The organism is Cognatitamlana onchidii (genome assembly GCF_004804355.1).
Lineage (GTDB): Bacteria > Bacteroidota > Bacteroidia > Flavobacteriales > Flavobacteriaceae > Cognatitamlana > Cognatitamlana onchidii.
In genome coordinates this window covers 314133-340908 of sequence record NZ_SRWZ01000002.1, presented here as the reverse complement: position 1 = coordinate 340908, position 26776 = coordinate 314133, and the positions used below count along the sequence as shown (strand labels likewise).

Sequence of the window (26776 nt, the reverse complement as noted above, 5' to 3'; positions counted from 1 at the left end):
ACCATCCTGTTTTGTCCTGTATTAAAGATAAAAAGCCAGAAACAAATATGTTCTGGCTTTGCTTTAATAGAGTTAATTTTAATTATTGTTATTTAATCACCAATTTGGTGTGATATACCTTATTATCATCAGTTAACGCTTTGACTAAATACATACCAGAAGGTAAACCATGAGCTTGTTTTACTTGAATAACACCATTACTAGTTGAGCTTTTGTATACAACTTTTCCCAAAAGGTCGTATATGTTCACTTCAGCGTTATTTATATTTTGAAAAGCAATAGTGAACTCATTAGAGGCTGGATTTGGATATACTTTTAAAGAAGATATTTCTAAATCACCTTTATTAATACTTAGTAATGGACCGCCAGTACCCACAACTTGCCATTTGCTTCTTGGATCACCATCAACAAAATCCGTACCCTTAAGAAGGTTATAACAATTTCCATCTGCGTGATGGTATAAAAATCTATTGTTCGTTTTAGCCTCAAAACTAAAGGTATTATCTGATGAATTATGATGTACCGTCCATATTTTATCAGTATGTCCAGTTGTTGCGGGAGGGCCTTTAGTTGTACTTACAACAAGATAAGGTCCTGCACCAAACCCTCCCCCAGTTGCTCGTAAAATACCGCTATCTTGACTATCGATATTATAAAAATCGACTTCTTCAAAATTTACTTTAATAAACTCCCATTTCTTATCTACGCCTTCCCCCGTATCATGCATAACCACAGGTTGAGAACTGGCTGCAGCCCCTAAAAACTTTCCTGTAGCTACATTTACTAGTTTATAAACACCTTCTTCTGTTCCGCCTTGACCATTAGTGATTTTCATTTTATCAAAATTAAACCCACCTATTTCGCCAACAACTCTAATATTTTTCACTCCTTTCTGTAGTGTAATTGTAGATTTTGTTCCCAAAAATCTTGTGAGATTTGGAGTTGTCCTTAGCGTGATAGATTTAAGTAGCGTTGAACCTTGCATAATCTTAAGCTTTTTCGAAGCCCCGGTAGAGGCCGCAAAAACCTCGATATCATAAAGACCATCCTCTGGCACATCGATGATATATTCGGCATAATCATTAGTATTCCATGAATTTAGATAAAAGATTGAGTTACTCCAACGGGTAACATTGACGCCATTCTTTAGCCTATAATGCTCTGCCTCAATTTCCGTTGGAATTTTATGAGTTTTAGGATTTACTGTAATTGTTTTTGAAGCTTGTGCAGATGTAAAGTAATCATTCCCTGTATCTGAAACTGTAACCGTTGCAGTACCTGCTCCTAAAACATGTCTTACTTGGTCACTCCAGACAATAGCGACCTGATTATTAGGACATACAAATCTTAAATTAGCGTCGGGGTTATTACTAGTTGCTATAAGACCAAAGGCTGGATCTCCAGAGGCCACCTCCGAAATATCCTGAAAAGTAATTATCTGCTCCCTTACAGGAACGGTATATTCATGACCTACTATTGGCGCTGCATTGTACGTATCATCACCGGGCTGTAAGGCCTTTATGGTAGTTGTTCCTGCTCGCTTTACTTGTATTTTTCCATCTACAATAATAGCGACGTCTGTATTTGTACTTTCATATTGTACTGGCAAACCGGAACTAGCGCTGGCATTTAACACTTGATCAGGGTTCCCCCATGTATATGTATTTGGAGATAAACTGAATGTAATTGTTTGATTCGACTTAGAGGCATTTGCGTTAACCACTAGAGCTTGTAACACCTCTGGCGCTTCATCATAAACACCATTGCCTTTTTGACTAGCAACAATATCACACGAGCCCACACCCATAATTTGAACTTCGTTTCCATTCACCACACGAGCAATATTGGTATTGGCAGACCTAAAAGTAACAGGTAACCCAGAACTTGCAGTGGCATTTAATAAAAAATCTGAATCTCCTTCCGTTTTTGCTACCAAGGCATCAAAAGTTACGGTCTGTGGTGTATATTCTTCCTTTGTTAACTGAAACACAAAACAATGGATAGGTACTTCAGCACTGTTTTTATGTTCGCTAAATACAACAGCAATAACACCATCTTCCATTATTGTAATACTCTTGTTTGCAGTTAAACCTGTACTTGTTCTAAAATCTTCTCGCCATGTATAGGTTCCTGCCAATGCACTAGTAACTACAAATTCCCCTCCAGATAAGTTAAATTTATACATGCGGTTACCATAAAACACGCCTAAAGAGCCTTTATTTCTCTCTTCTATAAAATCAGTTTCGCCTTGTCTTCTTAAATAATTGTATGCGTTTGTACCTTTTGGTTTTATGTACGCATAAATGTCATTTTTAGGAGAAATAGCCAACTGAGGTCCACCGGCCCAACCCTCATTATCGGGTATACTCCTCGGATCTGCAATAAAAAATGGTGCATGATCTATAACTGGTAAATCATAACTTTTTCCATCTAATGTTGTTGCTTTATCATCCATATGTTCCCCAAGTTCCATAACGTAAACCCCCTCATTTAATCGTGTAGGCGACTCAGCCCATCGGGGAGAGTATACATAGTAAAATTTACCATTTATATATTTTGCGCTTCCATAACAAAAATTGCGCTCTCCTTGGGTTACTTCGGCACCTCGTCCTTGTATAATTTTAACCTCATTAGACCAAGTATCCCCATTGTAATATGTCATAATAATATCACCACCAACCGCAGAACCCAGACGTCTTTCAAAATACATTTCTCCTAGATCGTTAGTAAATAAATCAGGATAGGTTACTCCAGTTACTTTTTTACCCGGAATTAAGTAATCTTGCTGAGGCAGAAAATTATCGGCTATAAAATCACTATCTGGACCGTAAGCTATGTTCTTCTTGGAGCGTATATAATTTAAATCTTCATTATGATGATCAAACATTAAATGCACCGTACCATCTATAGAGCAAATGCCTACATTAGTTGTTAAGTGCGTATCGCCTTTACCTCCTACTAAACTCATTTTGGCAGGAAGCGCTACATGCACCCAGTTACCTTCACCAATTTTTTTTCTAGAAATCATTAAAGTTCGATCTGACCAACCGCCACGATACCATGTATAAAATACATAACCGTTTGATACCTTCATACAATTACCATGAGGGTTTATACTTCTTCCATAATGAAATGGTTTTGGGTCGTCTGCCTTCCAAAAGTAAAGCGCTTTATCTGTTACTTGCGAACTTTCTAAAAACGTAACCTGTGACACGACTTTTAGAGGAAGAATAGTAGAAACCAGAAATAATACTAGCACAATTGCGCGTTTCTTAATCAAGCTTTTAGTTAATAGAAGTACCTTCATAACAATATCTCTTATATTTAGTTTTAGTGTAATTAGAACTATCTAAATATCTCACATATCGTTAAAAAGCGCATCCTGAACTATCCTGATTTTAAGACAAACGGGAGAATAATTCTACAAACCCTTAACTTATAAGCACATATAAACGGAGCCTGCCTTAACTACATAAAAATACTGCAAAACATAGCAAATGAGTTTCATAACAGAATTCGATCTGTTTATGATGCGCCAAACTCCAATTAAATAAAAACTATAGGATATTTTATTTTATCACAAGCTTGGTATGGAATACTTTATTATCTGCGGTAAGAGCTTTTACTAAATAAACACCTGATTTAAAATTAGCACTTTCAACCACCAAATTACTTCCACTTAACAAACTCTGATAAACGCGCTTTCCTAAAATATTATAAATTTCTACACCCTTAATATTGGCTATATTTTTAGATGTAATTGTAAACCTGTCTTTGGCAGGGTTAGGGTATACTTTTATCGCAGACGTGTTTAGTTCTGCTTCAGAAACACTTAAAACTTCTTCTTTCTGATATGTTGTATTAGTCCATCTAATTTGACCTCTACCGCCTTTAACTCGGTACGCACCATATCTAATACCAGATTCTAAACCTATCTCTGGCTCAGGAATATTCCAATCAAAAGGTTGGCCATCAATAACGGCATTACAATAATGGATTTTCTTGGTAGGATCGTTTGGATCTTCTGCAAAACCAACCTCTAACTCAAAGTCAATTTCCTCATCTTTATTTACAGTCAATAAGAATACTACTTCTCTGCCAGAGCCTTCTCCTCCACGACTTAAAATACGCTCTGCATAAATGCTGAACGCCACCTGCTTACCTGCGTTGATTCCAGTTCCCATAATAGGCTTAGCCAAATACAAACAAATTGCTGGATCTGGGGAACCAGCTGGATTCACACTCGTATCATGTTTTCCTTTGGCTTGAGCGATATATGTACCATCACTACTTTCACTATTGGTTTTTCCTGCCTCAAGAATTCTAAATGTTCCTGTAAATCTTGCAAAACTTCCAATACCTGTCCCTTTAGACCGGCTTAAAGAACGTTCCATTCTTGGTTGTAACGTGCCACCGAAATGATTTGAACCATCGGTTATATTATAAACACCCCAAGTTTTGTCATAAACAAAACTTTCACTATAATTTGAGTAGCATGTTCTGTCATCAATAGTTCCAACATTGGCAGGATTAGGTAAATCACAGCATGATCTTGTAGGGTTTCTAAATTCATCCGAGCAACTTAAGTCTGTACTCGTATCTTCATCTGGAGCTACCACTACAGGTGTTTGCACATAAGGAACAAGTTCCCAATTGCTTCTATCATCGGTTGCTTCAATTTCAATATGAGTTACAGTGCCATTCGCATCATGGTACATGTATCTTCCCAAATTAGATTTAAATCTATAAGTATCGTCTGTTTCGTTATGTTCTACGGTCCATATTTTATCGCTAGAACTTGTGGTTGTACCTGTACTTAAAACTACATAAGGACCTTCTGGGCCACCAGAACCTGGCGCTCGCAATATCCCATTAATCTCACTATCTATGTTGTAAAATGCCCCGTTTTCTACAAACGTCCATTGGGTACTTTGATCCTCTTCATTTAAATCTGTCATAGTCACTGGTTTTGCGCTTGCACCTGCATCGGTTAAAAATTGCCCTGTTGCCACATTCTTTAATCTGAAAATGTCATTAGAAGGAAGTACGCCTTGCGCTGTTATACCAATGGAGCTTAAGGTTAAAAATAAAAGTAAGACGGATTTAATTGTAACTTTTTTCATAGCGATAAAATAGGGTGTTCTGTTTTTTTTCAAAATTCTGAAATTTTAAAGACAATTGTATCCTGAACTGTCCTGAAATAAAAACGCCCAATACAAACCACTGAATAACAAGTAATTAAGCAAAATCTGACTAGCCTCTAAGAAAAACACATCAGCTAGTAATCAAGCTAGTAATCAATTTTGAGCCTTATAAACGAGCATCTATAATTTATGAAGATTCACTACCCTTCTTACATGTAAATTAAAACCATACTTAACTTAATCTTATAGATGGTTATTTTATAATTAGCTTGGAATGAAACACCTTATTGTTACCCGAAATAGCTTTCACTAAATAAACACCTGTTCTAAACCCTATATTTTTAACTTCTAAAACATTACTAGGTGATACATTTTGATAGACCCGTTTTCCTAAGATATTATAAATTTCAACACGCTCTATATTTGCAATATTCTGAAATGCGATAGTAAAAGTATCCTCCGCTGGATTTGGAAAAATCCTTAAAGAAGATAACAACTGTATGTTATCATTTACACCAAGAGTTTCACTTGTAGAAATAGCCTCCCACTTGCTTCTATTTAATGCATCTGTATCTGTTTCTATAATTGAAATATTGGTAACATTCCCATTTGGAGCATGATATAGATATCTGTCATTATCTTTAGATTCGAACCTAAAAGTATCATCTGATTCATCATAATGAACCGTCCAGACTTTATCGCCATCTGTAGCAGGTGCGGATTTCCCAGTACTAACAACAAGATGGGCTCCATCTTCAAATGTATCGCCTGTCGCTCTTAAAATACCAAAGGTTTCACTATCAATATTAAAATACGCTCCGCTTTCAACAAAGGTCCAATGGGTGTTTTTAGCATCGCCAGAATCACTCATACTAACAGCTGTTGCACTTGCTCCCGCATCGGTTAAAAATTTTCCTGTGGCTACATTTCTCAACCTATACACATCACCTGTTAAATCTGAATGATCTACTTCTGTTACTTCAATCGTAACTATAGAAGAGGCTATAGATTCTCCTGTCTCTTTATGCGCTATAGCCTGAATAGTATGGCTTCCTACACCTAGAGCTTTCCAATCGAACAAATAAGGTTTTGTTGTGTCCTCATTTACTAATGCACCATCCACCCAAAAAGCCACTTTTTCTAACGCCCCTGTATCGGAAGTCGCCTTAGCGTATAATTGTATAGATTCATCTTCTTCAAAGGAGTCATTATTACTCGGTGTTAACAGCTCGACAGCAAATGGCTGAGGGCCTGTAACAATATTTAAATCTATTATCTGTAAGTACGTCGGTTGTGTATCATCGTTATCAGAAGAATTATTCTCCAGTAGATAATAATACAGCTTACCATCATAAATATAAACTTGACCTTTTCTAAATCGTTTCCCTGAAGTAGCTTCGTATACCCTTGTAAATAAGTTTGTACCACCAGGGGCTTCTTCAATAAATGGCCTTCCAGATGAATTTAAACCTATTAAATATATGTTCTCACCTGCAGCGTATATGGCTTCTGCTCCCGAAAAATCTGTAGAAGTGATAAAATCTGTAGCTCCTGCCGGTTTGTAAGTATGCACATGTTTTGTTTGCCCTGCCGTACCACTTGTAGTGCTATTATCTTTAACTCGCCCTATAAAATGTACATCTTCGTTATCAGTAACTGTCCAGTCAAAACCAGACACCATGTACACCTTATCCTTTTCTGTGGTTTCTACCAAATCACCGGGCTCTGAAATTTTAATCAAATCTGAAACTGCCATTGGCCTTGAAAAACCAGTTCCTTCATGGTCTTTCCATTGTGTTAATCCACTAGGGTCATCGGAATAAGCATAATAAAAGCCATTTTGATATAAGTACTTATCGTTTTTAATATTGGCTCTTTGCTGAAAACCTATTCTTATTTTGCCATTTACGTACTTAATATCGCCATATAACCCCCAATTATAAGGACTTCCATGACTTGATGCTTGCGTTCTATTAAAGTCTATATATCCCTCCCAATCATTTCCATCATACTTCGCAAATAAAAACTTACCGTTTTCAGAAAAACCGAATCTATTTTTCATAAACAAGTCGCCTTGGTCGTTCGTAAAAAATGCAGGATAGGTTAGTAACTTTGTAGTATTTACATCGGTAATGCCCGGAAAGGCTAAATGTTTATAATTATTATTGGGCGATTGAACAAACAAATCAATTGTAAACTGCTCATCAGGTACCGTTGCCGCGTTAGCCGTTGTGTAAGAGTATCGTAAATAATCATTAGCAAATTCGGGCACGCGACCATTTCTATGCATATCGTAAACCATATGAATGGTTTCATCCTTTGGGCAAATACCCACAGCAATAGTATTGTGAGTTTCTCCTATCCACCACTTTCCGTTAAACCCCGTATGCTGGTGTGGGAACTCAATGGTTTTGATTACTTGGGTTTCTGTATTGTATCTGGAAAGCATAACATGCCTATCTCCTTTTCCTCCACGATACCACGTTAAAAACACAAACTTATCATATACCTTTACGCAATCGCCATGTGGTGTTAATGATCTTCCATAAGCATAATCGTAGGCAGTGTTTACATCTTTGTTCGTGCTATTAGAATTTTTAACCCCAGTAAAATACATGGCAAGATCTGTAATATAAACTTCCTTTTCAAGTGTTGGTTGCGCCATCAAAAAAACTGACAAGAGCAAAAAACATAATACGACTAATGATTTTGGGATATTCTTCATAGTAAATCTTATTATTATTGGCAATTTGCATTTTCCTAGTTGAATATGCATCCTGAACAGTCCTGACAACAAGACAAATAGAAGCATAGAACAACGGTTAAATCCTTTTCGCCGACAAAAAAATTAAATAAACTTAATAATTATTTAATAACTAGTTTTGAATAAGAAGCCTTACTATTTTCAGAAACGGTCTTAATAAGATAGACCCCTGTTTTAAAACTAGCATGGCTAATCTCTAAAACATTATTTATTGTTGAAGTTTGATAGACTTGTTTTCCTAAAATATTGTAAATACTAATAGCTTTTACACCAGTTATATTTTGAAAAGAAATTGTAAAGCTATCCACCGCGGGATTTGGATAAACCTTTGTTGAAGGCATAGCTACTTGATGCTTATTAATACTTAGCGGTTCGTTTACAGATCGGGCTCTCCACTTACTTCTGCTATCGGTTTCTGAAGCTAAAGAATGGGTTACACTGCCATCTGGATCATGATACAAGAATCTTCCACTACCGGATTCAAACCTGAATGTATCATCTGAGTCGTTGTAATGAATTATCCATATTTTATCATGTGTACTATCTGGGGAAGGCCATTCTGTACTTAAAATTACATATGCGCCTTTGGGGCCACCAGAACCTGGAGCACGCAGTATTCCTAATACTTCACTATCAATATTAAAAAAAGGTCCTGTTTTTACAAAAGTCCAATGTGTGCTTTGTGCTTCATCTGATTCACTCATAGAAACTTGAGTGGCTTCTACACCGGCATCGGTTAAAAATTTACCAGTAGCAACATTTTCTAAACTATAAACCCCTTCGGTTAAATCTGGATCATCATTTTCGATAGGTTCTGCTTCTACCTCCTGCATCTCGTAAGTTGTATTGGCCCATCTCATTTGAGCTCTCCCCCCTTTAACCCTATAAGCACCGTATCTAATGCCTGATTGTATACCTCTTTCTGGTTCTGGAATATTCCAATTAAAAACTTGCCCACCAATAACGGCATCGGCATAATGTATTTTTTTTGAAGGATTGTTTGGGTCTGCCCTAAAACCAACCTCTAGCTCAATATCGGTGGGTACATCTTTGGGGATATTGGTTAAATATGTATATTCTCTAAACCCTTCTCGGTTAACGATTTGCTCTCTATAAATATCGAAAGACACTTGTACATTACTGTTAGCCCCTGTACCATATATTGGTAACGCTAAATATAGACAAATAGCAGGATCTGGAGAACCACCACCTCCGGTATGCTTACCTTTAGCTTGCATGAAATAACTACCATCTTGACTTAGAACACCTCCTCCAAAAACATCACCCACTTCAAGTATTCTAACAGTTCCTGTAAATCTTGCATAACTTCCCACGCCTGTTGTCTGAGACCTGGTTAATGCGCGCTCCATTCTAGGTTGTAAAGATTCTGGAAAATGGTTTGAACCATCTGTTATGTTGTATACCCCCCAAGTATTATTATAAACATTACTTTCTGAATAATCTGCATAACAGGTTCTGTCATCAATAGTACCAACATTAACAGGATTTGGTAAATCTGATGACGTTCTCGTTTCATTTCTAAACTCATTTGAAGCTGGACAGCTAAGATCTGAATTGGTATCTTCATCAAGTGCCGTTTGTGCTACTAAACTAAGTGAAGAGAGCGTAAAACCTAAAAATAATAAGATCGTTAAAGTATTTTTTTTCATAGCTGTTTTAGGTTTTTTAATTTAATCAATTTTAAGGTACAAAACTAAAATTCTCGAATTTACTCTCACAAACCATCCTGAACAATCCTGATTTTAGAGTAAATAAAAACATAAAACTGCCATACGATCATTTCATCGAGAAAAGAGCTCAGTCACTATTTTTAAACCCTATAAGTTACTTAATAACCAGCTTAGCATGAAATACCTTATTATTTTCAGAAATAGCTTTAATTAGGTAGACACCTGACTTAAGATTTAAGCCATCAATTTCTATAACATTTGTATTATGCAATTTTTTATAAACTTGCTTTCCTAAAATATTAAAGATCTCAATATTCTTTTCACCTGCAATATTTTGAAATGATAATGTAAATTTATTATGAGTAGGATTTGGATATATTTTTAAACCGGTATCACCTAATAATTGGTCGCGAGCAGTTAATGCAATAGCTTCTGCCAACCATTTACTTCTGCTATCTGTTTTAGTAGAATGCGTCATACTATCATCTTCTGCATGATACAAATACCTGCCATGATTACGAGTTTCAAAACTAAAGCTACCATCTTCATTTGCTATAACGGTCCAAATTTTATCGACATTAGTATTTGGAGCTCCGAACGAGGTACTTACCAATTCTGGTGCAGAAGATCCTCCTTTAAACCTTATTGTTCCTTTTACTTCGCTATCTATGTTATAATAATCAAATCCTGGAACTTCTGCCTTAACGAATTGCCATTCTTTATCTGCTCCTGCTCCTATATCACTGGACATAATGCTAGACCCTGAAGACCATAAATATTTTCCTGTTGCTACATTTTTCAGTCTGTATACACTACCAGATAAATCGTTGTCTTGTCTTTCCTTAATGTTAATTGTAACTTCAGTTGAAGAAACCGTTTCATTAGTGCTATTATATGCAATAGCTTGAAGTGTATAAGCGCCCTCTATATTAGAGGACCAATCTACCATATAGGGAGCTGCTGTATCTGTATTATAAACTTCACCATCTACCCAAAATTCCACCTTAATAATTGAATCATTTTCATCTACAGCATCCGCTGAAATATCTATAGTTTCATTCAAATCATAAGTTTCGCCATCGTATGGAGATGTTATAGCCACTCTAAAAGGCTCCTGAACAATATCTAAATCTATAATCTGTAAGTATAATGGTTGTTGATCACCTGAGCCTCTTTCCATCATGTAATAGTATAGCTTGCCATCACTCACATAAGCTCTGCCATGTCTAAACCGTCTCCCTGAGGTGGCTTCATAAACCTTCCTAAAATTGTTAGTGCCTCCTTCAGATTTTTCGATAAAAACTCTACCTGACGAATTTAAACCGATCATGTAGATATTATTTCCAGAGGTGTACAAACGATCTCCTCCAGTAAAATCTGTGGATGTTGTAAACGCTGTTTCTCCAGATTTCATATATGTATGTACATTTTTAGTCACATTATTTTCGTTGTCCTTTACTTTTCCTATGATGTGTACATCGCCTCTGTCAGTTACGGTCCAATCAAAACCGCCAACCATGTATACCTGATCTTTTTTAGTTGTTTCTACCAAATCTCCTGGCTCGTAAACTAAAATCTTATCGGCATCTCTAATTGGTGTTGAAAAACCTTCTGCTTTATAATTCTTCCAATTGGTTTGTCCACTTTGGTCGTCAGAATAAGCATAGTAGAACCCATTTTGATATAGGTATTTATCATTGGTATTTTGAAGTCTTCTTTGGAATCCAATTCTTATCTTGCCCCCAACATATTGCAGCCTTCCATACATACCCCAGTTATAATCTTCCCCATGGCTTTTCGCATTTTTATCGGCAAACTTTATAAAATTAGACCATGTTGAAGTATTGGCATCGTACTTTGCAAAATGGTAACCGCCATTAGGACTAGCCCCTTTTCGCATGGAGAAGAACAAATCACCTTGGTCATTTGTGAAAAATTTAGGATAGGTATACTCTGAAAACACCTCATGATTTACTACACCATTTAAGCTTAAATGCGTGTAGTCCCCTGGATTATCCTCAACGAATTGTTCCAGTGTAAAATCTTCATCCGCTATATCTGCAACATTTTTTTTTGAATACGAATATCTGAAATAATCATTGGCCAAACTGCCATCGGAAGGTCTGCTTTTGGTGTAAGCATGCATATCAAAAAGGAGATGAATTGTTCCGTCCAACGGACTAACCCCTACACCAATAGTGTTATGCGATTCTCCAATATACCAAACATTACGCCAACCTGTATGACGGTGAGGAAATTCAATAGTTTTTATACTTCCAGTTTCGGTATTGTAACGGGTTAACATCATGTTTCTCTCCTGCTTACCGCCTTTATACCATGTCATAAACACATACTCTTTATAGGTTGCAATACAATCCCCGTGGGCAGAAATCTGAGGACCAAAGGCATAATCATAACCTGTAGCTGAGTTTGGCGCATCTTCTGAAGTCACTTTTTTACCATCAAAATGTAAAGCTATATTGGTTATGTTTATTTCTTTCTCAAGTGTTATTTGGGCTTGCAAGAAAAAAGATTGTAAAAGGAATAACAACAGACATATCGTCTTAAAAGTAGTTTTAATCATAATATTTTTTTTAACTGGTACATCATATAATATGTAACAAATTACATAGTTTTTTTTCTAAAAATTGTCATGAAGTGTCCTGATGAAGTGATTAATAAACTCGTAATCATCAAAATAAATAAACCCGATAACGAAAAAGTTAGTTAATTACCTTTAGAAGCACAGGTCCTATTAACCCAGCAATTTCCAACTCAGTTTCATTCTTTTTAGGCGGATTGGTGGTCCAAGTTCTCTTGTCTGCTTTTGGTCGAGAATTATCGAATATAAGCTGATTTCTCCATGTATTGGTTACTTTAACTTCAAAGGTATTATCACCTTTTTCAATAAAGCTACTAATATCAAATGTGTAAGGCGGCGCCCATTTTACACCTACTCTTTTACCATTACACCATAATTCGGCAATATTAGCAACTTCTCCTAAATCTAAAAGAGTATGCTTGCCTATCTCACCTAAATTGATTGTTTTTACATACGTAGTAGTTCCAGAATAATGTTTTACAGCGTCATTCTTAAGTTCTGTTAAGGATCTTAATTCTGAAACCTCTATAGTTCCTGGCGTATCCCAGCCTTCTTTAAAAGATAATTGCCAATCATTTTGAATCAATTTGTCTTTAACAGAAACTTCCTTTTTAGTTTCTTTTCCGTTTTGATGAAACACATACGGACCAGACATTGAGGCTATAAATTCGTCATCTTTCCAGGTTAATTGAGGAACAACTTCTTGCTTTAGAACTTTAAACCAACCTGTTTCTGAATTTAATAGCACTTCATCATTATGAGTTAATTTAGAGGCCACAGGTTTATCATTAGTTTTAGAAAATACGACAATCGTACTTCCATATGGTGCTAGTGACAGCGCGACATTAGTTCGGTTCTCTGTAGATTTCCAAATTTTGGCATCTTGTTGTTCACCTGTAAAAGCATTCCATAATTGAGGTGCAAGGTTATTCACTCTAAAACTCAAGGCTAAATTTACAGGATTTTCTTCCTTTGATGCCACGAAATAAAAATCGGCATCCTTTGTTTCACGATGAATCCAATTAACGTCTAATTCTTTTGGTGTAATAACATCAGGAGCAATACGTTCTTCTTCTAAAACAGCATCTAAAGTTTTACCCCAGTATACTTTTCCTTTACCAGTCTGTTTTACACCACTTTTGGTTGTTCCCCAGAGCTTATCAGAAATTGACTTAAGTACTTTTATGTCTTCATCATTATCCATCAAGCTTGGAGAATCTGTAGGCTTATTACCCAATATTATGGCACCTGCTTTGACTAAAGCTTCTAATTTCTTAAGTGTTGAAAGTAGCATGCTTTCTGAATCTCTAAGCATAATTACTCTGTAATCTCCTGCATTTTCAACATGTATTTTACCATTTTTCATGCTTAATTTATCATGTAAAATTTCTGCATTTAAATAATCAAAACGGTAGCCTTTTGGGAATTCATCTAGATCAAATGGTGGACGCTCATAATGGTCTCCATAATACCAAAGGACATCGGCCACATATTCACCTTGTTGTAATATATATTGATTTCTACTTAGGTAATCTATCCAATCTGGCATATATTGCCACCAGGTTTGTTGTCTCACCAAAGGGAACCCAATATTCCCACCAAAGCTTGAACCCGGATACACCTCTGTTTGTGGGGTGTGCGAAAAGGTGTGAAACACTAAATGATTGACGCCTTTTGCAAAATTATAATCAATTAAATATTTAACTGAGAACGGATGCTCATTCCACTGCACACCAACTTGCGTACAAGCCTCGGCCGCCAAAACAGGTTTATTGTATAAATGCGTCGCCGATGCAGCGTTATAAATTGGCTTAGCGTACTCGTTCTGTGCCGATGGCGCACTGGGATACCAAAACTCTGTCATAGGAATATCACTAACACCGTAATAACGCATGGGATCTATAGGTAAGACTTCTCCTCCTGCCCCTTCGGTATAAACCTCGGTACCCATATCATGAGCCACAGTTGCAAAATGTTTAAAGAAATTATCAATAAACAACTCATCCATAGTGTGTCTCAAATCTCTTAAAAACTTAGTGGTCACCTTAGGACTATCTACTATATATCCCATGGTAGCTGGCAGATAGGTTTTCATGCTATAACCTCTTCGTGTTTGGAATTCGGCAAACAGATCTTCAGAATTCATGGTCCAGGTTGGTACATGACTTTCCCAACTATCAATTAACAGACCATGTAGTTTTCCATCTCCAATGGGCCCACCATCTTTAATCAAATTACCAATCATGCCGTTTCGTAAATGATTTTCTATGGCCACTTTATCAAGCTTACTCGATTCCCAACCTGTGGCTTCGGGAACTGCAGGTTTGTTAGTTAAACGCATATTAATATGCCCAAAACGTACAACCGTCCAATTACCCTCTGGAGCATCCCAAGTTAATTTGCCTTCAGCAGTCATTTTATCTGTAAGGTTGATGATTTTTTCTGAATCTACAATTGTGTTTTTGGCATAATCATACTGTACCTCTTTTTCAAGTCGCCTTAATACTTTGGCTGCTTTGGCCTCATGATTATGCAATTTTGGAATTGAGCTTAACCTAATAAATTCAGGTGCTATGATATGGACGCCTCCAAAAGAAAACACAAATTCAGAAGATGTTGTTTCTGGTATAGTTAAGGTTAAGTGTTTTCGTCTATCATTCCAATTAGCATCTGGGAAGTTTATAGTTGTAATATCTGTTAACTCACCATCGATCTGAGCTTGCACCTTAATACTCACATCCATTACGGGATATTCCGTGCCCATAATAATATGACGGAGTTGTGGAAATTTGATGGTTCTTAAAGTTACTGGGGTTTCAAATGTTGTTTTAACCCAAGTCTCAGCTTCATTAACTTTAGATATGCCACTTGCTCTATATGCTTTTAGAGGTTTATCCAACCGTGTTGTTTTCCTAGTAACAATAATTTTTGAACTAGGATTGAAAATATCACTCCAAGGCACAACAGCATTATTGGTTTCTATTTTTAAAGGATTTAACGGCTCCGAATCATCGCCTTCAGGCGTTGGAAATGCCAAAACCTGGATATCTTTATAATCATAGTCTGGCGTATGGTATAACGCATCTAATTCTAATTTCTCTTCAAATAATTTTCCTCCAGAAACACGATATACCGTTTCGACAACTTCGCGTTGTGCTTCTTCAACTGGCACCCAAGGTCCACCAGTCATTGACCATCCTGGGCAATTTTGCATGGTAAACTTTAGTCCTAGGCGTTTACATTCATCAGCCGCATGACGAATCATGTCTTCCCATTCTGGAGATAAAATTTTTACAGGCTCCACATTTGGATATGGTCGTCCAGCTTTATTAAATAAATGAATACCCTGTAAACCCGCAGCTTTAATGGCTTCTAAATCTAATGTCAAACCTTCTTTTGAGATATTATTCCCGTTCAAGTGAAACCAGGTCTCTGGACGGTATTGCAATAAAGGTGAGTTAAAGTTTTCTGATAATTCGGCCAAACTTGGACTGTTGTCTTGTACAATTTGTTCATTTGACGAAATGCAACCAAAACAAAGTATTTGTAATACAAATACAACTAATAAACTAGATTTTTGAACACTCACTTATATAAATTTTAAAACTAACATTTTGCAAGTTACATAAATTAATAGGCTATTGTCATCCTGCAATGTCATGTCTCTTATGGAATTATTTTTAGATTATCAAATAGATTATTATCATAAGAACTACCCAACATGACATATCCGTTTTTCAATTTGTCACTAACTTTTGTAATTAAAACATCATCTACAAAAGCTTCTATAGTCTCGTCTTTAAATTTCAACTTTAGGTTATGCCAGATCTTTCCATCAAAATTATTAACAACACCTCCTTGCAATACCTTTTTATGAAATAACAATTGCCATGTACCGTTTTTCGTTAACATAAAACGGTAGCCTTTTATATAGCTACTGGTAACACGCCCACCTAATTCTACATTGCCATTTTCAATAAAAACATCCACACTACAGGTGTAATCTTTCCAGTTCACATCGCCGATAAGGGTATTCGGTTTTATGTTAGAGCGCCTGTATACACGCATCCAATCATAGCCTTGTTCTGGATTTAACTGCATTAAACAATTTGTACCATCTTCCTTTTTTGTAATAACAAAACTTCCTGTTTGATCGGAATGGTATTTAGGTAAATCGTTTTCCTTACAACCCTCATAATCTTCTGAGTAAGGAAAGGGAAAAGCGGTTTCTTCTGGTATATTATAACTTCCCTTTTGTTGCCCTGTTGTTGTGGTTAGCGAGTAAATACACTTTGGGTCTAATTTAATAGTAAATGCACCTTTTTTGGGTTTGATTGCTTCCTGTTGTATAAATTGATTGTTGGCATCAGATTTCCAGACCTGTACTATTTCGTTAGATAATCCTTTTTCAATTTTCACTTCAATGGTTTCAGTTTCTTCAGTACATACAATCATACTCCAGTGAGAACCATCTTTTTCTTTCAGTGTTACACAACTTCCTTTGTAAGTGCTTTTATCAAACAGTCCACATGCTCCATCTAAATACTGCCATGTAAGTGGCTCTGCAAATTGTGTAGTATGGGCTGTAGCCCAAATGGTTGGCCATACCTCGTAATAGCCACTCCAAGGACTATTAGCCTTCATGGCGCCTGCTTTATCCCAAGTAACCGATTCATAAATAGAACCAATAGGTGCCCAAATTAATGTTTTGGTAATTTTATCTCGAATGTAAAATTTATTATATAGACGTGCTAAATTTAGTGCCCCTGCACCACCCCAATCTTTACCTGTCCAACTCCAATCTTCACTAGCCCAAAGTGGTGTGCCAGTGGCTTTAGCTTTGGCTGTTGTAGGCCTGCCTCGCCCGTCCACCATATTCTCATTAAACTCACGACCTGTTACGTAGTGATAACCTACTGCTTTTATTATAGTATTAAACTCTGGGTCTTTTTCCAATTCTTCGAATATTTGCCAATCGCCACTATTATCATCTGGCCCCTGAATTTTTACATTTTTATACCCTCTTGCATCTAGTAAAGGGCGAACGTTATTTACCAACCAGTCTCTATCAGTATAATTTTCGTTTTCGGCAGCGGCTACCCAATCCAAATCTAAATCCCAGTCTCTTTTAGCGACATCTAAAAACGACACAAAATATTCGGCAGATTCTTTTGTGTAAATATTTTCTTTTAAATACCCAGGAAAACTCCATGGTAAATATTCTAATATTACATCAGGATTTCTGTTTTTGGCTTCTTTCATAAACCAAAATTCATACCCTCTTGACACTGGATTTTTTAGCTCTTCTCTGGTAATTGCATGCGAAGGTTCAGACCCACATGTTGAGTTTTCACCTCCACCTAATTCTACTTTTAAGTGTTGAAAAGCAGCACCAAACTTTGGTTTGAATAAAATATCTAAAATTTGACTACGATAGGGGTCTTTGTAATCGTAGAGTAAATCTGTAGAAGCACCTGCACTTACACCTCCAATACCCTCAAAAACACGACCTGTATCATTTTTATTGATATTAATTTTTACAATACCACCTTCTCTTTTTAATACTGGTGGTTCAAAAGTTTTTTCAGGATTTTTTATGTCGCCCATAGTAAACCAAGCAGGTTCGCTATGCTTTACTCCTCTATTATTACCCCAAACGGTTACTCGCCAGTACACTTTTTGTCCAGATTTTAAAGGTTCTCCAAGGTATTGATAGGGTCCTGTTTCCGATTTACTTGTTGGCCCTGTATCCCATAAATCTGGATACTTCAATTTTTCAATGGTGGTAGCCATCATAATACGAAAACCACCCTGTTGGGTACTTATACTATCACCAACAAAAGTCCAACTAAAACTTGGTCTAGCTTTTGTTATACCTTCTGGATTGGTTTGGGTTTCGCATTTTAAATCTTTAACATCTAGTGTTTGTGCTGTTAAGTTTAAACAAAAGAAAAAGAAAATTAATACTCTTGTAGTCATGTTATTTTTTGTTATGGATTAAAAAATATTATTTATCAAATCGTGTGGTATTGTTTACTATATTCTAGGTGTATACAAGCACCTATATGATAGTTATTTTGCTTTAAGATACGCTCAAAAGCATTCTGGGCTGATTCAAGCTTATCTAAACCTAAGCATCCTAAGCCTATTAAATAGTAGCAATAGTGTTCGTGGCGTATCTGTAAATCGTCCTCAAAAATTAACAAGTCTGGAAGCGACACCGCAAAATAATCCATTTTAAAAGGCACTTGTAATTGCTTTTCACCAAAACTTACTAACTTTTCAAAACGCTCAGTTGCCTCAGAATGACATCCCAACTTTTTCAGTGACAATCCTTGATAAAAAATCTTGTCGGGTTGTTGATCGTTATAATACATTGCGGCAGCTGGAGTAGACAGACCTTGAGATGCTTTTCCCCAATGTAATCTAGCTTTATCGGTATCTCCTAGACCTTCGTAGGCGCAGCCTAACCAATAATTGAAGTCGTTTTCTTGAGCACCATATATCTTACCTTCACCTAAATGATGCGGGTAATGAAATGTTTCGTTTAAATGTGTAATAGCATTTTTATAATCTCCTCTAAAAAGGGCTTTTTTACCTAAGGCAACGTGGCTATATAAATACTGTGCTGGCACTTTACCTTCGCCTCCTTCCCATGGGTGAAATTTGCGGGCATTGATTAAACGTAAAGCTTTCTCTTCTTTACCCGATAGATTTAATAGCGTAATGTATTCTAAATATAAATCATCTCTAAAATTAACCTGTTCGGGTGCTTTTTCTAGAATATCTAAACGAGTCGATATATCGATATTTAACTTTTTATATAACTGATCTAATTCCATAAGCACACGAGCATCAGATGGATTAAGTGCATATGCCTTTTCTAAAGCGTCTTTTGCCTTCTTGGGGTTGTTCTGCTTATTGTAATAACCTAATGCCAAATTTCTATGTACAGTTGGAAATGTACCGTCTATATCTCTTGATTTTTCCCAAGATACCATAGCCTCTTCATGTTGTCTTGCGCCATACCAAAAATTCCCTAGATAATACCAAGCTTTAGCATCTTTTGGGTTAATAGCAGTTGCTGTTTGAAGCACTGTTAATTCTTCAATACGATGCGGAAAACAATAATCTGGCGCTAATTGTGCTGCGGTTTTAAATAATGAGGCTGCTGTATTTTTATCACCTAATTGTAATGTGTAATAGGCTTTAAAATACTGTGCCATGGGATATACGTTTTCAGCAGTATGTAAATACAAATTTATAAACTCTAGGGCTTCCTGGTAAAAACCAGCAGCAGCATAATCTAAAGAAAACTCTATAAAGTTATGCTCGTAACCTCGCATCAAGGCTTTCAGCTGTTGCAAAATTTTGGTATCTTTTATTAAAAGATACTGTTCGAAAAGTATTCCAAAATTAAAACGGTCTAGTTCTAAAGAATCCTCTGCTAGTTTATTAGCGGCTTCAATAGCATTTGTTTTGCGTAACAAAATCACTTTTAAATGGCGTCCTTTTTGGTTATGCCAGTTTCGACACAAAGAACGGTCTATAATTTCAAGCGCTCTATGGTAGTCTTTACGTATGGCATCTAATTGCGCACAATGAAAAAAACCACTATCCTGCCATGCGCCATTCCATGTCGATTTAAAGAAGTAATCGTACGCTTCTTTTGTTTTATTTTGAAATTGGAGGCATAAACCCAAATTAAATAAAGGTTCTCCATCATAAGGATTAGGGTTTCGCTCTGTTAAGGTTTCTATAGCTTGTCTAAAATAAGGCTCGGCTTTGGTTAATTGTCCGCGTTTCATGTACCATAAACCCATAGCGTTATTATTGCGAACATCAGTGGGCTCTCTTCTTAAAGCTTCTAGGTAATAATCTGTGGGCGAATACGTGGCATGCCTGTATTGCTCTAAATGCAAACCTCTTAGATAAAGTTGTTCTGTAGAGTTGATGCCCTCGGGATCTTTTGCAGGTTTAGCAGCCTCGGGAATGGGTTTTTGTTCTTCCTTTTCACTATCCCAATCAACCAAAATAACACCAGTGTTATCTTCTAACTTAATGTATAAATCTTTTGTATTGATTGCATCCAAAACTTCTTTTTCGAAGCTCATTTCTGGTGAAAAATCTAAAGTCTCTTCTATAATAATTTTACCTTCAGATTCAAGAGTAATTGTTGCGTTTTTATAAACGGCAGTAGTGTAAGCCTTGAGCGTATAATTACCGTTTTCTTCTTCCAGATTTAGCATGGCTTCTTTAGTCGCATTTTTAACGATACCCAAATCACGGTAGGGCATGAAATACTGCTTAAAACTCTTTTCTTCGTAAGGCTGCAACCAGCTAAAATCAGGTTGATTGTCTGTGTAAACCCCACACATGAGTTCTATGTATGGACCATCATTATCTGTTAGATTTCTATCCCAGGCATATCCAAAATCGCCATTACCCCAGGTCCACTGTTTTTTTCCAGGCGATTGGTGATGGTCCGCCACATGTAGCAAACCACCTTTGGTGTCGTTTTCGTAACCACCAACAAAATTGTATTCCGACTTTATGGCCATATACGATGTAGGTACGGGAATGTTTTTATATTTAGAGATGTCTGTACCAGGGGCATAATCCACTTTATAATATTCGCCAGTAGCTACAGGAAAATCGGAAACATCTCGTTTACCGTGATCGAAAACCGCATTTACATCTGGTGGAAAGACTGATTGGTAATGGTCGTTCACAGCAACTGCAGGATTAGCCCACCATAAAAAGGTTTGTGGGTGCGGCGTTCTGTTGTATAATTTTACCTTAATTTCTAGATACGCTTTGTCTGGGTATAATGTAAAACCTGCCATCCCTTTTGTACGAAACATACGTTCTACCTCACTACACCAAACGGTGATACTGCCATCATTATTCTCTTCAATTAAAGCGTCTACAGGGGCGTACGTAGAAGGGCGGTGATGTTGCGGCCAGTTGAATTCTATACCTCCAGAAATCCAAGGTCCTGTTAAACCTACCAAAGCAGGTTTTATAACATGATTGTAATACACAAAGTGACGTCGTTTTACTTTATCGTATGCCATTTGTACACGACCTCCAAGTTCAGGTAGTAGCATGATTTTTATGTAGGCATTCTCAATAAAAATAGCATGCCATACTTTATCAATTTTCTTATCACTTATTTTTTCGATGACAGGATGAGGGTATACAGCACCACTACTCCCCTGGTACACCCGTTTTTCTAAAAAGATGGGGTTCTTTTCGGGCTCACCAATCTCATAAGTTGGTATTACAACATCTTCTTTCCAAGCTTTTACAGGATGTATCATTTTATAAAAAAAATTGCTATTTAATAATTTCTTGTTCTATCTCTTCTAAAGATTTCTCTTTGGTTTCTGGGAGCTTTCTATAGATAAATAGCCATCCAAAGAAACAAATACCCCCATAAAGCCAGAAGGTACCCGAAGCACCTAAAGCGGCATTTAATAATGGGAATGTATAGGTTAATGCAAAGCAAGCACCCCATAACGACAGTGTTGCTATTGCCATGGCCACACCTCTAATTCTGTTGGGGAATATTTCAGAAATGACCACCCAAACTACTGGAGCCAAAGACATGGCATAGGTTGCTATTGCCAATAGCACAAGGACTAATAAAATAGTGCCAGAAATATTAAAATAATATGCTGCGCCAATACAAACGTAGATTAAACAAAGACTTAAAGAGCCCAGTAAAAGTAGTTTTCTTCGCCCTAATTTATCTACTGTATAAATGGCTATAAAAGTAAACACAAGGTTTATTATTCCTGTTATGACGATATTGAATAAAATATCCGACACGCCAAATCCGGCGGCTTTAAAAATATCTTCGGCATAGTTAAAAATAACATTAATACCGCACCATTGTTGAAAAATTGCCAGCACAATACCTAATACTAAAATAGGTTTTAGTTTTGGCGATTTTAGCTGCGAAAGCGGTACACTTTTATCGCTATTGTTAATAGAGTTTATAATAGTTTCGTATTCGGAAAATGCATAACCGCTACCACCTATTTTATTGAGAATAGCTTCTACTTTTGTTTTACTGCTATTCTTTGCAAGCCAACGCGGACTTTCCGGTATAAAAAAGATTAGTATTAAAAATAACCCAGCAGGTATAATTTCTGCCCAAAACATATAACGCCAACCATTTTGTCCATTCCAAGACGATAAAATATCCTCTGTACTAAATCCTGTAGGTACAGCTTCAGCAATTTGCCAGTTTGCCAATTGTGCAAGTAAGATGCCTATAACAATGGTAAGTTGATTTAGTGAGACGAATCTGCCTCTTAAGTGAGATGGCGCAATTTCGGCTATATACATTGGAGATAAATTAGAAGCTAAGCCAATGCCAATACCACCAATAATTCTATAAATAATAAACAAGGTATAATGCGAGGTAGCCCCTGTACCAGCCGCGGACAGTGTAAATAAAAATGCTGAAAACATGAGCAATCGTTTTCTGCCATATTTGTCACTTAAAAGTCCGGATAATGCTGCTCCCATTAAACAACCAATAAGTGCACTGCTCATTGCCCAACCCTGTAAACTAGGGTTATCTGCGATTTGAAAAAAAGCTTCGTAAAAAGGTTTAGCACCACCAATGACCACCCAGTCGTAGCCAAACAAAAGACCTCCAAGAGCTGATACCATGGATATCATCAATATGTATTTTATATTTATTTGGGTGTGTTTTGTCATTTATTATGCTGCGTTCAAATTTAGAACATAAGGTTTTGCAATATAACAGGTTACTGGTCACTAAAAAATAGATTATTTTTTTAAAAGATGGATTATTTTATTAATTTTAAAATTTAACAGAATTAATAAAATACATCATTTGGAATTAAAGCGTAGTGTTTCCATTCCGGAACAGGAAATACAAAAAACCATGGTGCATGGCACTAGCACCATGCTTTACATAACCAATATTGGTTACTATGCAGAAGCTCAAAGTCACTATAGAAAAAGAAAAAATGGTGCATCTCAGCATATTCTTATTTATTGCACAGAAGGCAGTGGCTGGATATCAGTAAATGGTAAAAAATTTGGCGTAACTAAAAACCAATATTTTATTATCCCCAAGGGCACACCTCATAGCTATGGGAGCAATAAGCAGAATCCATGGAGTATATACTGGATTCACTTTTTAGGGACTCTATCTGAAGATTATGCCTTTCTAACCCAAAATCCGCTAACCATATTTCCATCTTATATAGATCGCATAGACAATAGAATTGAATTGTTTGAAGAAATGTTTCAAAATTTAGAAATGGGGTTCTCGATAGAAAATATACAATATGCAAATATATGCTTAATCCATTTTTTGGCTTCTTTTAAGTTTTTAGATCAGTACCGCCAAATACGAAAACAAGATGAATCGGATAGTATTTTGAAATCCATTCTTTACATGAAAAGTAACATCACTGAATCTATTAGTTTACAAGAGCTGGCAAAAGGCGCAAATTTATCTGCCTCACAATTTTCTTTGTTATTTAAACGAAAAACTGGCAAATCACCATTAGATTACATGATCCAGTTACGCATTCAAAAAGCATGTGAATTGTTGGATAACACCAATTTAAAAATCAAAGATATTTCTGCTAAAGTAGGGTATCACGACCCTTACTACTTTTCAAGAATTTTCACTAAAATCACAGGTAGTTGTGCTAGAGATTATAGAAAACATCCCAAAGGATAAACGCTACGTAAATCTATCTAAAACTCTAAAAAAGCAACTTTTTATTTCCTGTAATAAGGATTTACCTTAAAAACCGAGAAGACATCTATTCATATAAGTTAAACTTAATTTACCCTTCTCAACTTAATACCGCAAAGGCGAGTTTGTCCTTTACTCGCATTAAATCCGACTGTTACACCTTTATCCTCTTCAACAGTAACCAAAAAGCGTTTGGCAACACCACGGTCGTTTCCGTAGTCCTGCTTTAGGTTTAGGTTATACCAAATTGGTGTTCCATTCACAGAAATATCCATAAGGTTTTCACCTTTTGATTTGAGCTCAGCTAACAACAAGGACAACTCATACGTTCCATTAGGCACATCAAATTTATAGGCTTCAATACCGATACGCTGGGTTTGATAAATCGGATCGTTTTCGGTACCTTTCACGCTAACATCAACGCCAATATTGTTTCTTCGCTTACTTTTAAATCTTAAAAAATCACCCCCTACATAACCAAAACCTCCTTTTTCATAAGGTTTATCGGGCATCCATAAATAATCTACATTATCGGTTTCAATAAAATAACAGTATGATCCCACATTAATGGCTATTTCTTGAAATGGATTGGTTTCACTACTTAAGTTTTTAGGTTGAAGTGTAAAATCTATCATAGCAAAGTCCTTTAAGACTTGCCCATCCTTTTCTGAAATCACCTCAATTAGATTTTGCCCTTGTTTAAATGGCACTTGGAAGGTTGTTGTTGCAAAATCGAACACTTGATTTCCTAGTGATTTACCATTAATAAACAACTCTACCTCAGCACCATTTCCAACAACCGTTATGGGTTGAGTGGCTACATTAGCCCCTTCATTATCCTCGACACCTGATCTTTTGTTCCAAGATTTAGAAGCAATGGCTAAAAAGGGTGTTTTCTTTAATAATGCTTGATACAAATAATAGGCATCCTTCTTTTCTCTTGAGGCGGTTACGATACCTTTATTATTAATATGGGGTACCGCGTCTTTCCTATGTTCTACCTGAAAATCGGCGTAATTCCAAACATTGGCCCCTACAATTTCGGGAATATCTAAAATAGCCTTCATATAGGCCTTATGCAACAAGAATTGATACTCTACACTAAAATCAAATCGGGTGGGATTGTAGGTTCTTAACCTTGGGTCCGCACCTCCACCGTATTCACTTAAAATTAAGGGTTTATCAGGGTTAAAGGCAAGTGTTCGTTTCACTAAATCCCGCAAATTTTCATCTATTTGCTCCAGTTCATCCCGATACCAACCATAGTATTTATTATAACCCACCAACTCCGTGACGCGAATACCTAGTTTATCCTGATACGCCGGTTCCCTGAAGAACACCGTGTATGAATAGCGTGTTTCATCTTCCTCTTTAATTGTTTTAGCTAAAGCTTTATGCGTCTCTATAAAATGTTTTGTGTAATCTTCCCCTAAACTTTCAGGTGCTTTCATGGTGGTTTCGTTTCCTAAATTCCAAGCCACAATGGCCGGGTGATTATAATTAAATCGAATGGCCTCCCTTAGCATTTTAATACTGTTCTGTTTTCCAGCTTCATTGGCCGCCGCCTTATCCACAAAAGGGATTTCTAGTGTTGCGACAAAACCCATTTTATTACACATTTCTAAAATAGCGGGGTCTTGCGGATAATGTGCAATACGTAAAAAGTTGGAGCCCATGTCCTTTAGGAGTTTCATATCGTTACGATGAATTTCATCACTTACCGCATTGGCTTTACCTAAAAAATCTTGATGACGACACGTACCTATTAATTTGGTTTGCTTACCGTTAATAAAAAAGCCTTCGTTTGCATCGAAACTAAACCATCTAAAGCCCACTGGATTTTCGATTCTATCGTAAACCTCACCTTTTTTATCCACAAGTTCTGAAACCAGTTTGTACAGAAATGGGTTTTCGGGCGACCATAAATTTGGATTTGCAATTAAAAATTCACTGAATACATCTTTTCCGAATGAAGATTTGCTTGTTACCTGATTTACTAGATTATTACTAGCATCATACAAAGACTGCTTCACATAATAGGTTCCTTTTTTAGGCCGAACCAACTTAGATTGTACTGATACCTCTGCCGATGCTTCTGATACTTGAGGTGTTCTAATAAAAATGGGGTTCGCTCCTAAATTGGCTACTTCAAAATGTACCGGTTTTGTAATGATTAAATGGACATCCCGATATATACCTCCATAAAATGAAAAATCAGCCGATTGTGGTATAATTTCGTCGTTATGGGCATTATCAACCTTAACGGCAATCTCATTTTTTCCATTTTGCAAAGCAGAAGTAATATCTCTTGCAAAAGTAGTATAACCTCCTATATGGTCTTCACCCACGGCTTTTCCGTTTAGGTAAAGTGATGTGACTTGATTTGCTGCTTCAAAAAGCAAAAAGACCTGCTGATTCTCGTAAATCTCTGGAATATTTAGAGTCTTTTTATACCAAACCTCACCTCGGTAATAGCCATCCTCGTCATCCAAAATATCTTCGGTATTCCATGAATGAGGAATCGTTACATTTTCCCAAACAATAGTCTCGTCAGTATTAAATGGTTGCTCTAAACTTCCTTTATAAAAAAGCCAAGCTTCATTGATAGTTTCTATATGCCTTACTTGTTGCGCATAATTCAACAGAGTAGATAGCAATAATAGTAGTAATCGTAGTTTTTTCATTTAGTTTAGTCTATTTCTTAAAAATTATGTTTGGCTGAGTTCGAAGTAAAATCGTCGCAATTATCTAAAGTCCAATAAAATATATGATTACCACCTTTAGCGCAGTCGAAAGATTAGCAAACTGATTTCTTTTGTTGGA

At 36.4% G+C, this 26776-nt stretch carries 11 protein-coding genes; 1 reads left to right on the top strand and 10 read right to left on the bottom strand.

What is annotated here, in order from left to right:
* Positions 1-88: 88 nt before the first annotated feature.
* The 9 genes from E5D58_RS05070 to E5D58_RS05030 form a co-directional block, all read right to left on the bottom strand.
* Positions 89-3307: a BNR-4 repeat-containing protein gene (locus E5D58_RS05070; protein ID WP_136480757.1), complete on the bottom strand. Its 3219-nt coding sequence runs from the start codon at positions 3305-3307 to the stop codon at positions 89-91.
* A 262-nt stretch (positions 3308-3569) separates the two neighbouring features.
* A complete protein-coding gene (locus tag E5D58_RS05065; RefSeq protein WP_136480756.1) occupies positions 3570-5156 on the bottom strand; it encodes a T9SS type A sorting domain-containing protein in 1587 nt (528 codons plus the stop codon).
* A gap of 241 nt (positions 5157-5397) precedes the next feature.
* Entirely contained in the window at positions 5398-7809 is a 2412-nt protein-coding gene (locus E5D58_RS05060) for a BNR-4 repeat-containing protein (RefSeq protein ID WP_168796634.1), read from the bottom strand.
* Between the two features lie 200 nt (positions 7810-8009).
* Positions 8010-9578 carry a T9SS type A sorting domain-containing protein gene (locus E5D58_RS05055; protein WP_136480754.1) on the bottom strand — a complete coding sequence of 523 codons (1569 nt, stop codon included), beginning with the start codon at positions 9576-9578 and terminating at the stop codon, positions 8010-8012.
* A 175-nt stretch (positions 9579-9753) separates the two neighbouring features.
* Positions 9754-12183, bottom strand: a complete 2430-nt coding sequence (locus E5D58_RS14925) for a T9SS type A sorting domain-containing protein (protein WP_168796633.1) — start codon at positions 12181-12183, stop codon at positions 9754-9756.
* Between the two features lie 139 nt (positions 12184-12322).
* Positions 12323-15790, bottom strand: a complete 3468-nt coding sequence (locus E5D58_RS05045) for a glycosyl hydrolase (RefSeq protein WP_136480753.1) — start codon at positions 15788-15790, stop codon at positions 12323-12325.
* Between the two features lie 77 nt (positions 15791-15867).
* The gene (locus E5D58_RS05040; RefSeq protein ID WP_136480752.1) at positions 15868-18180 is read right to left on the bottom strand and encodes a glycoside hydrolase family 78 protein; all 2313 of its coding nucleotides are present in this window, start codon (positions 18178-18180) and stop codon (positions 15868-15870) included.
* Between the two features lie 35 nt (positions 18181-18215).
* Complete coding sequence (locus tag E5D58_RS05035; RefSeq protein WP_136480751.1) at positions 18216-21524, bottom strand: DUF5107 domain-containing protein; 3309 nt, start codon at positions 21522-21524, stop codon at positions 18216-18218.
* A 16-nt stretch (positions 21525-21540) separates the two neighbouring features.
* Positions 21541-22935 (bottom strand): sugar porter family MFS transporter, encoded by a 1395-nt coding sequence (locus E5D58_RS05030; protein WP_136480750.1) that lies wholly within the window; start codon positions 22933-22935, stop codon positions 21541-21543.
* A gap of 139 nt (positions 22936-23074) precedes the next feature.
* Between E5D58_RS05030 and E5D58_RS05025 the strand changes: the two genes are divergently transcribed.
* Entirely contained in the window at positions 23075-23935 is an 861-nt protein-coding gene (locus tag E5D58_RS05025) for an AraC family transcriptional regulator (RefSeq protein ID WP_136480749.1), read from the top strand.
* 104 nt (positions 23936-24039) lie between these two features.
* On the opposite strand, the gene E5D58_RS05020 is transcribed toward E5D58_RS05025, so the two are convergent.
* Positions 24040-26637: a glycoside hydrolase family 2 TIM barrel-domain containing protein gene (locus E5D58_RS05020; protein WP_136480748.1), complete on the bottom strand. Its 2598-nt coding sequence runs from the start codon at positions 26635-26637 to the stop codon at positions 24040-24042.
* Positions 26638-26776: the final 139 nt, after the last annotated feature.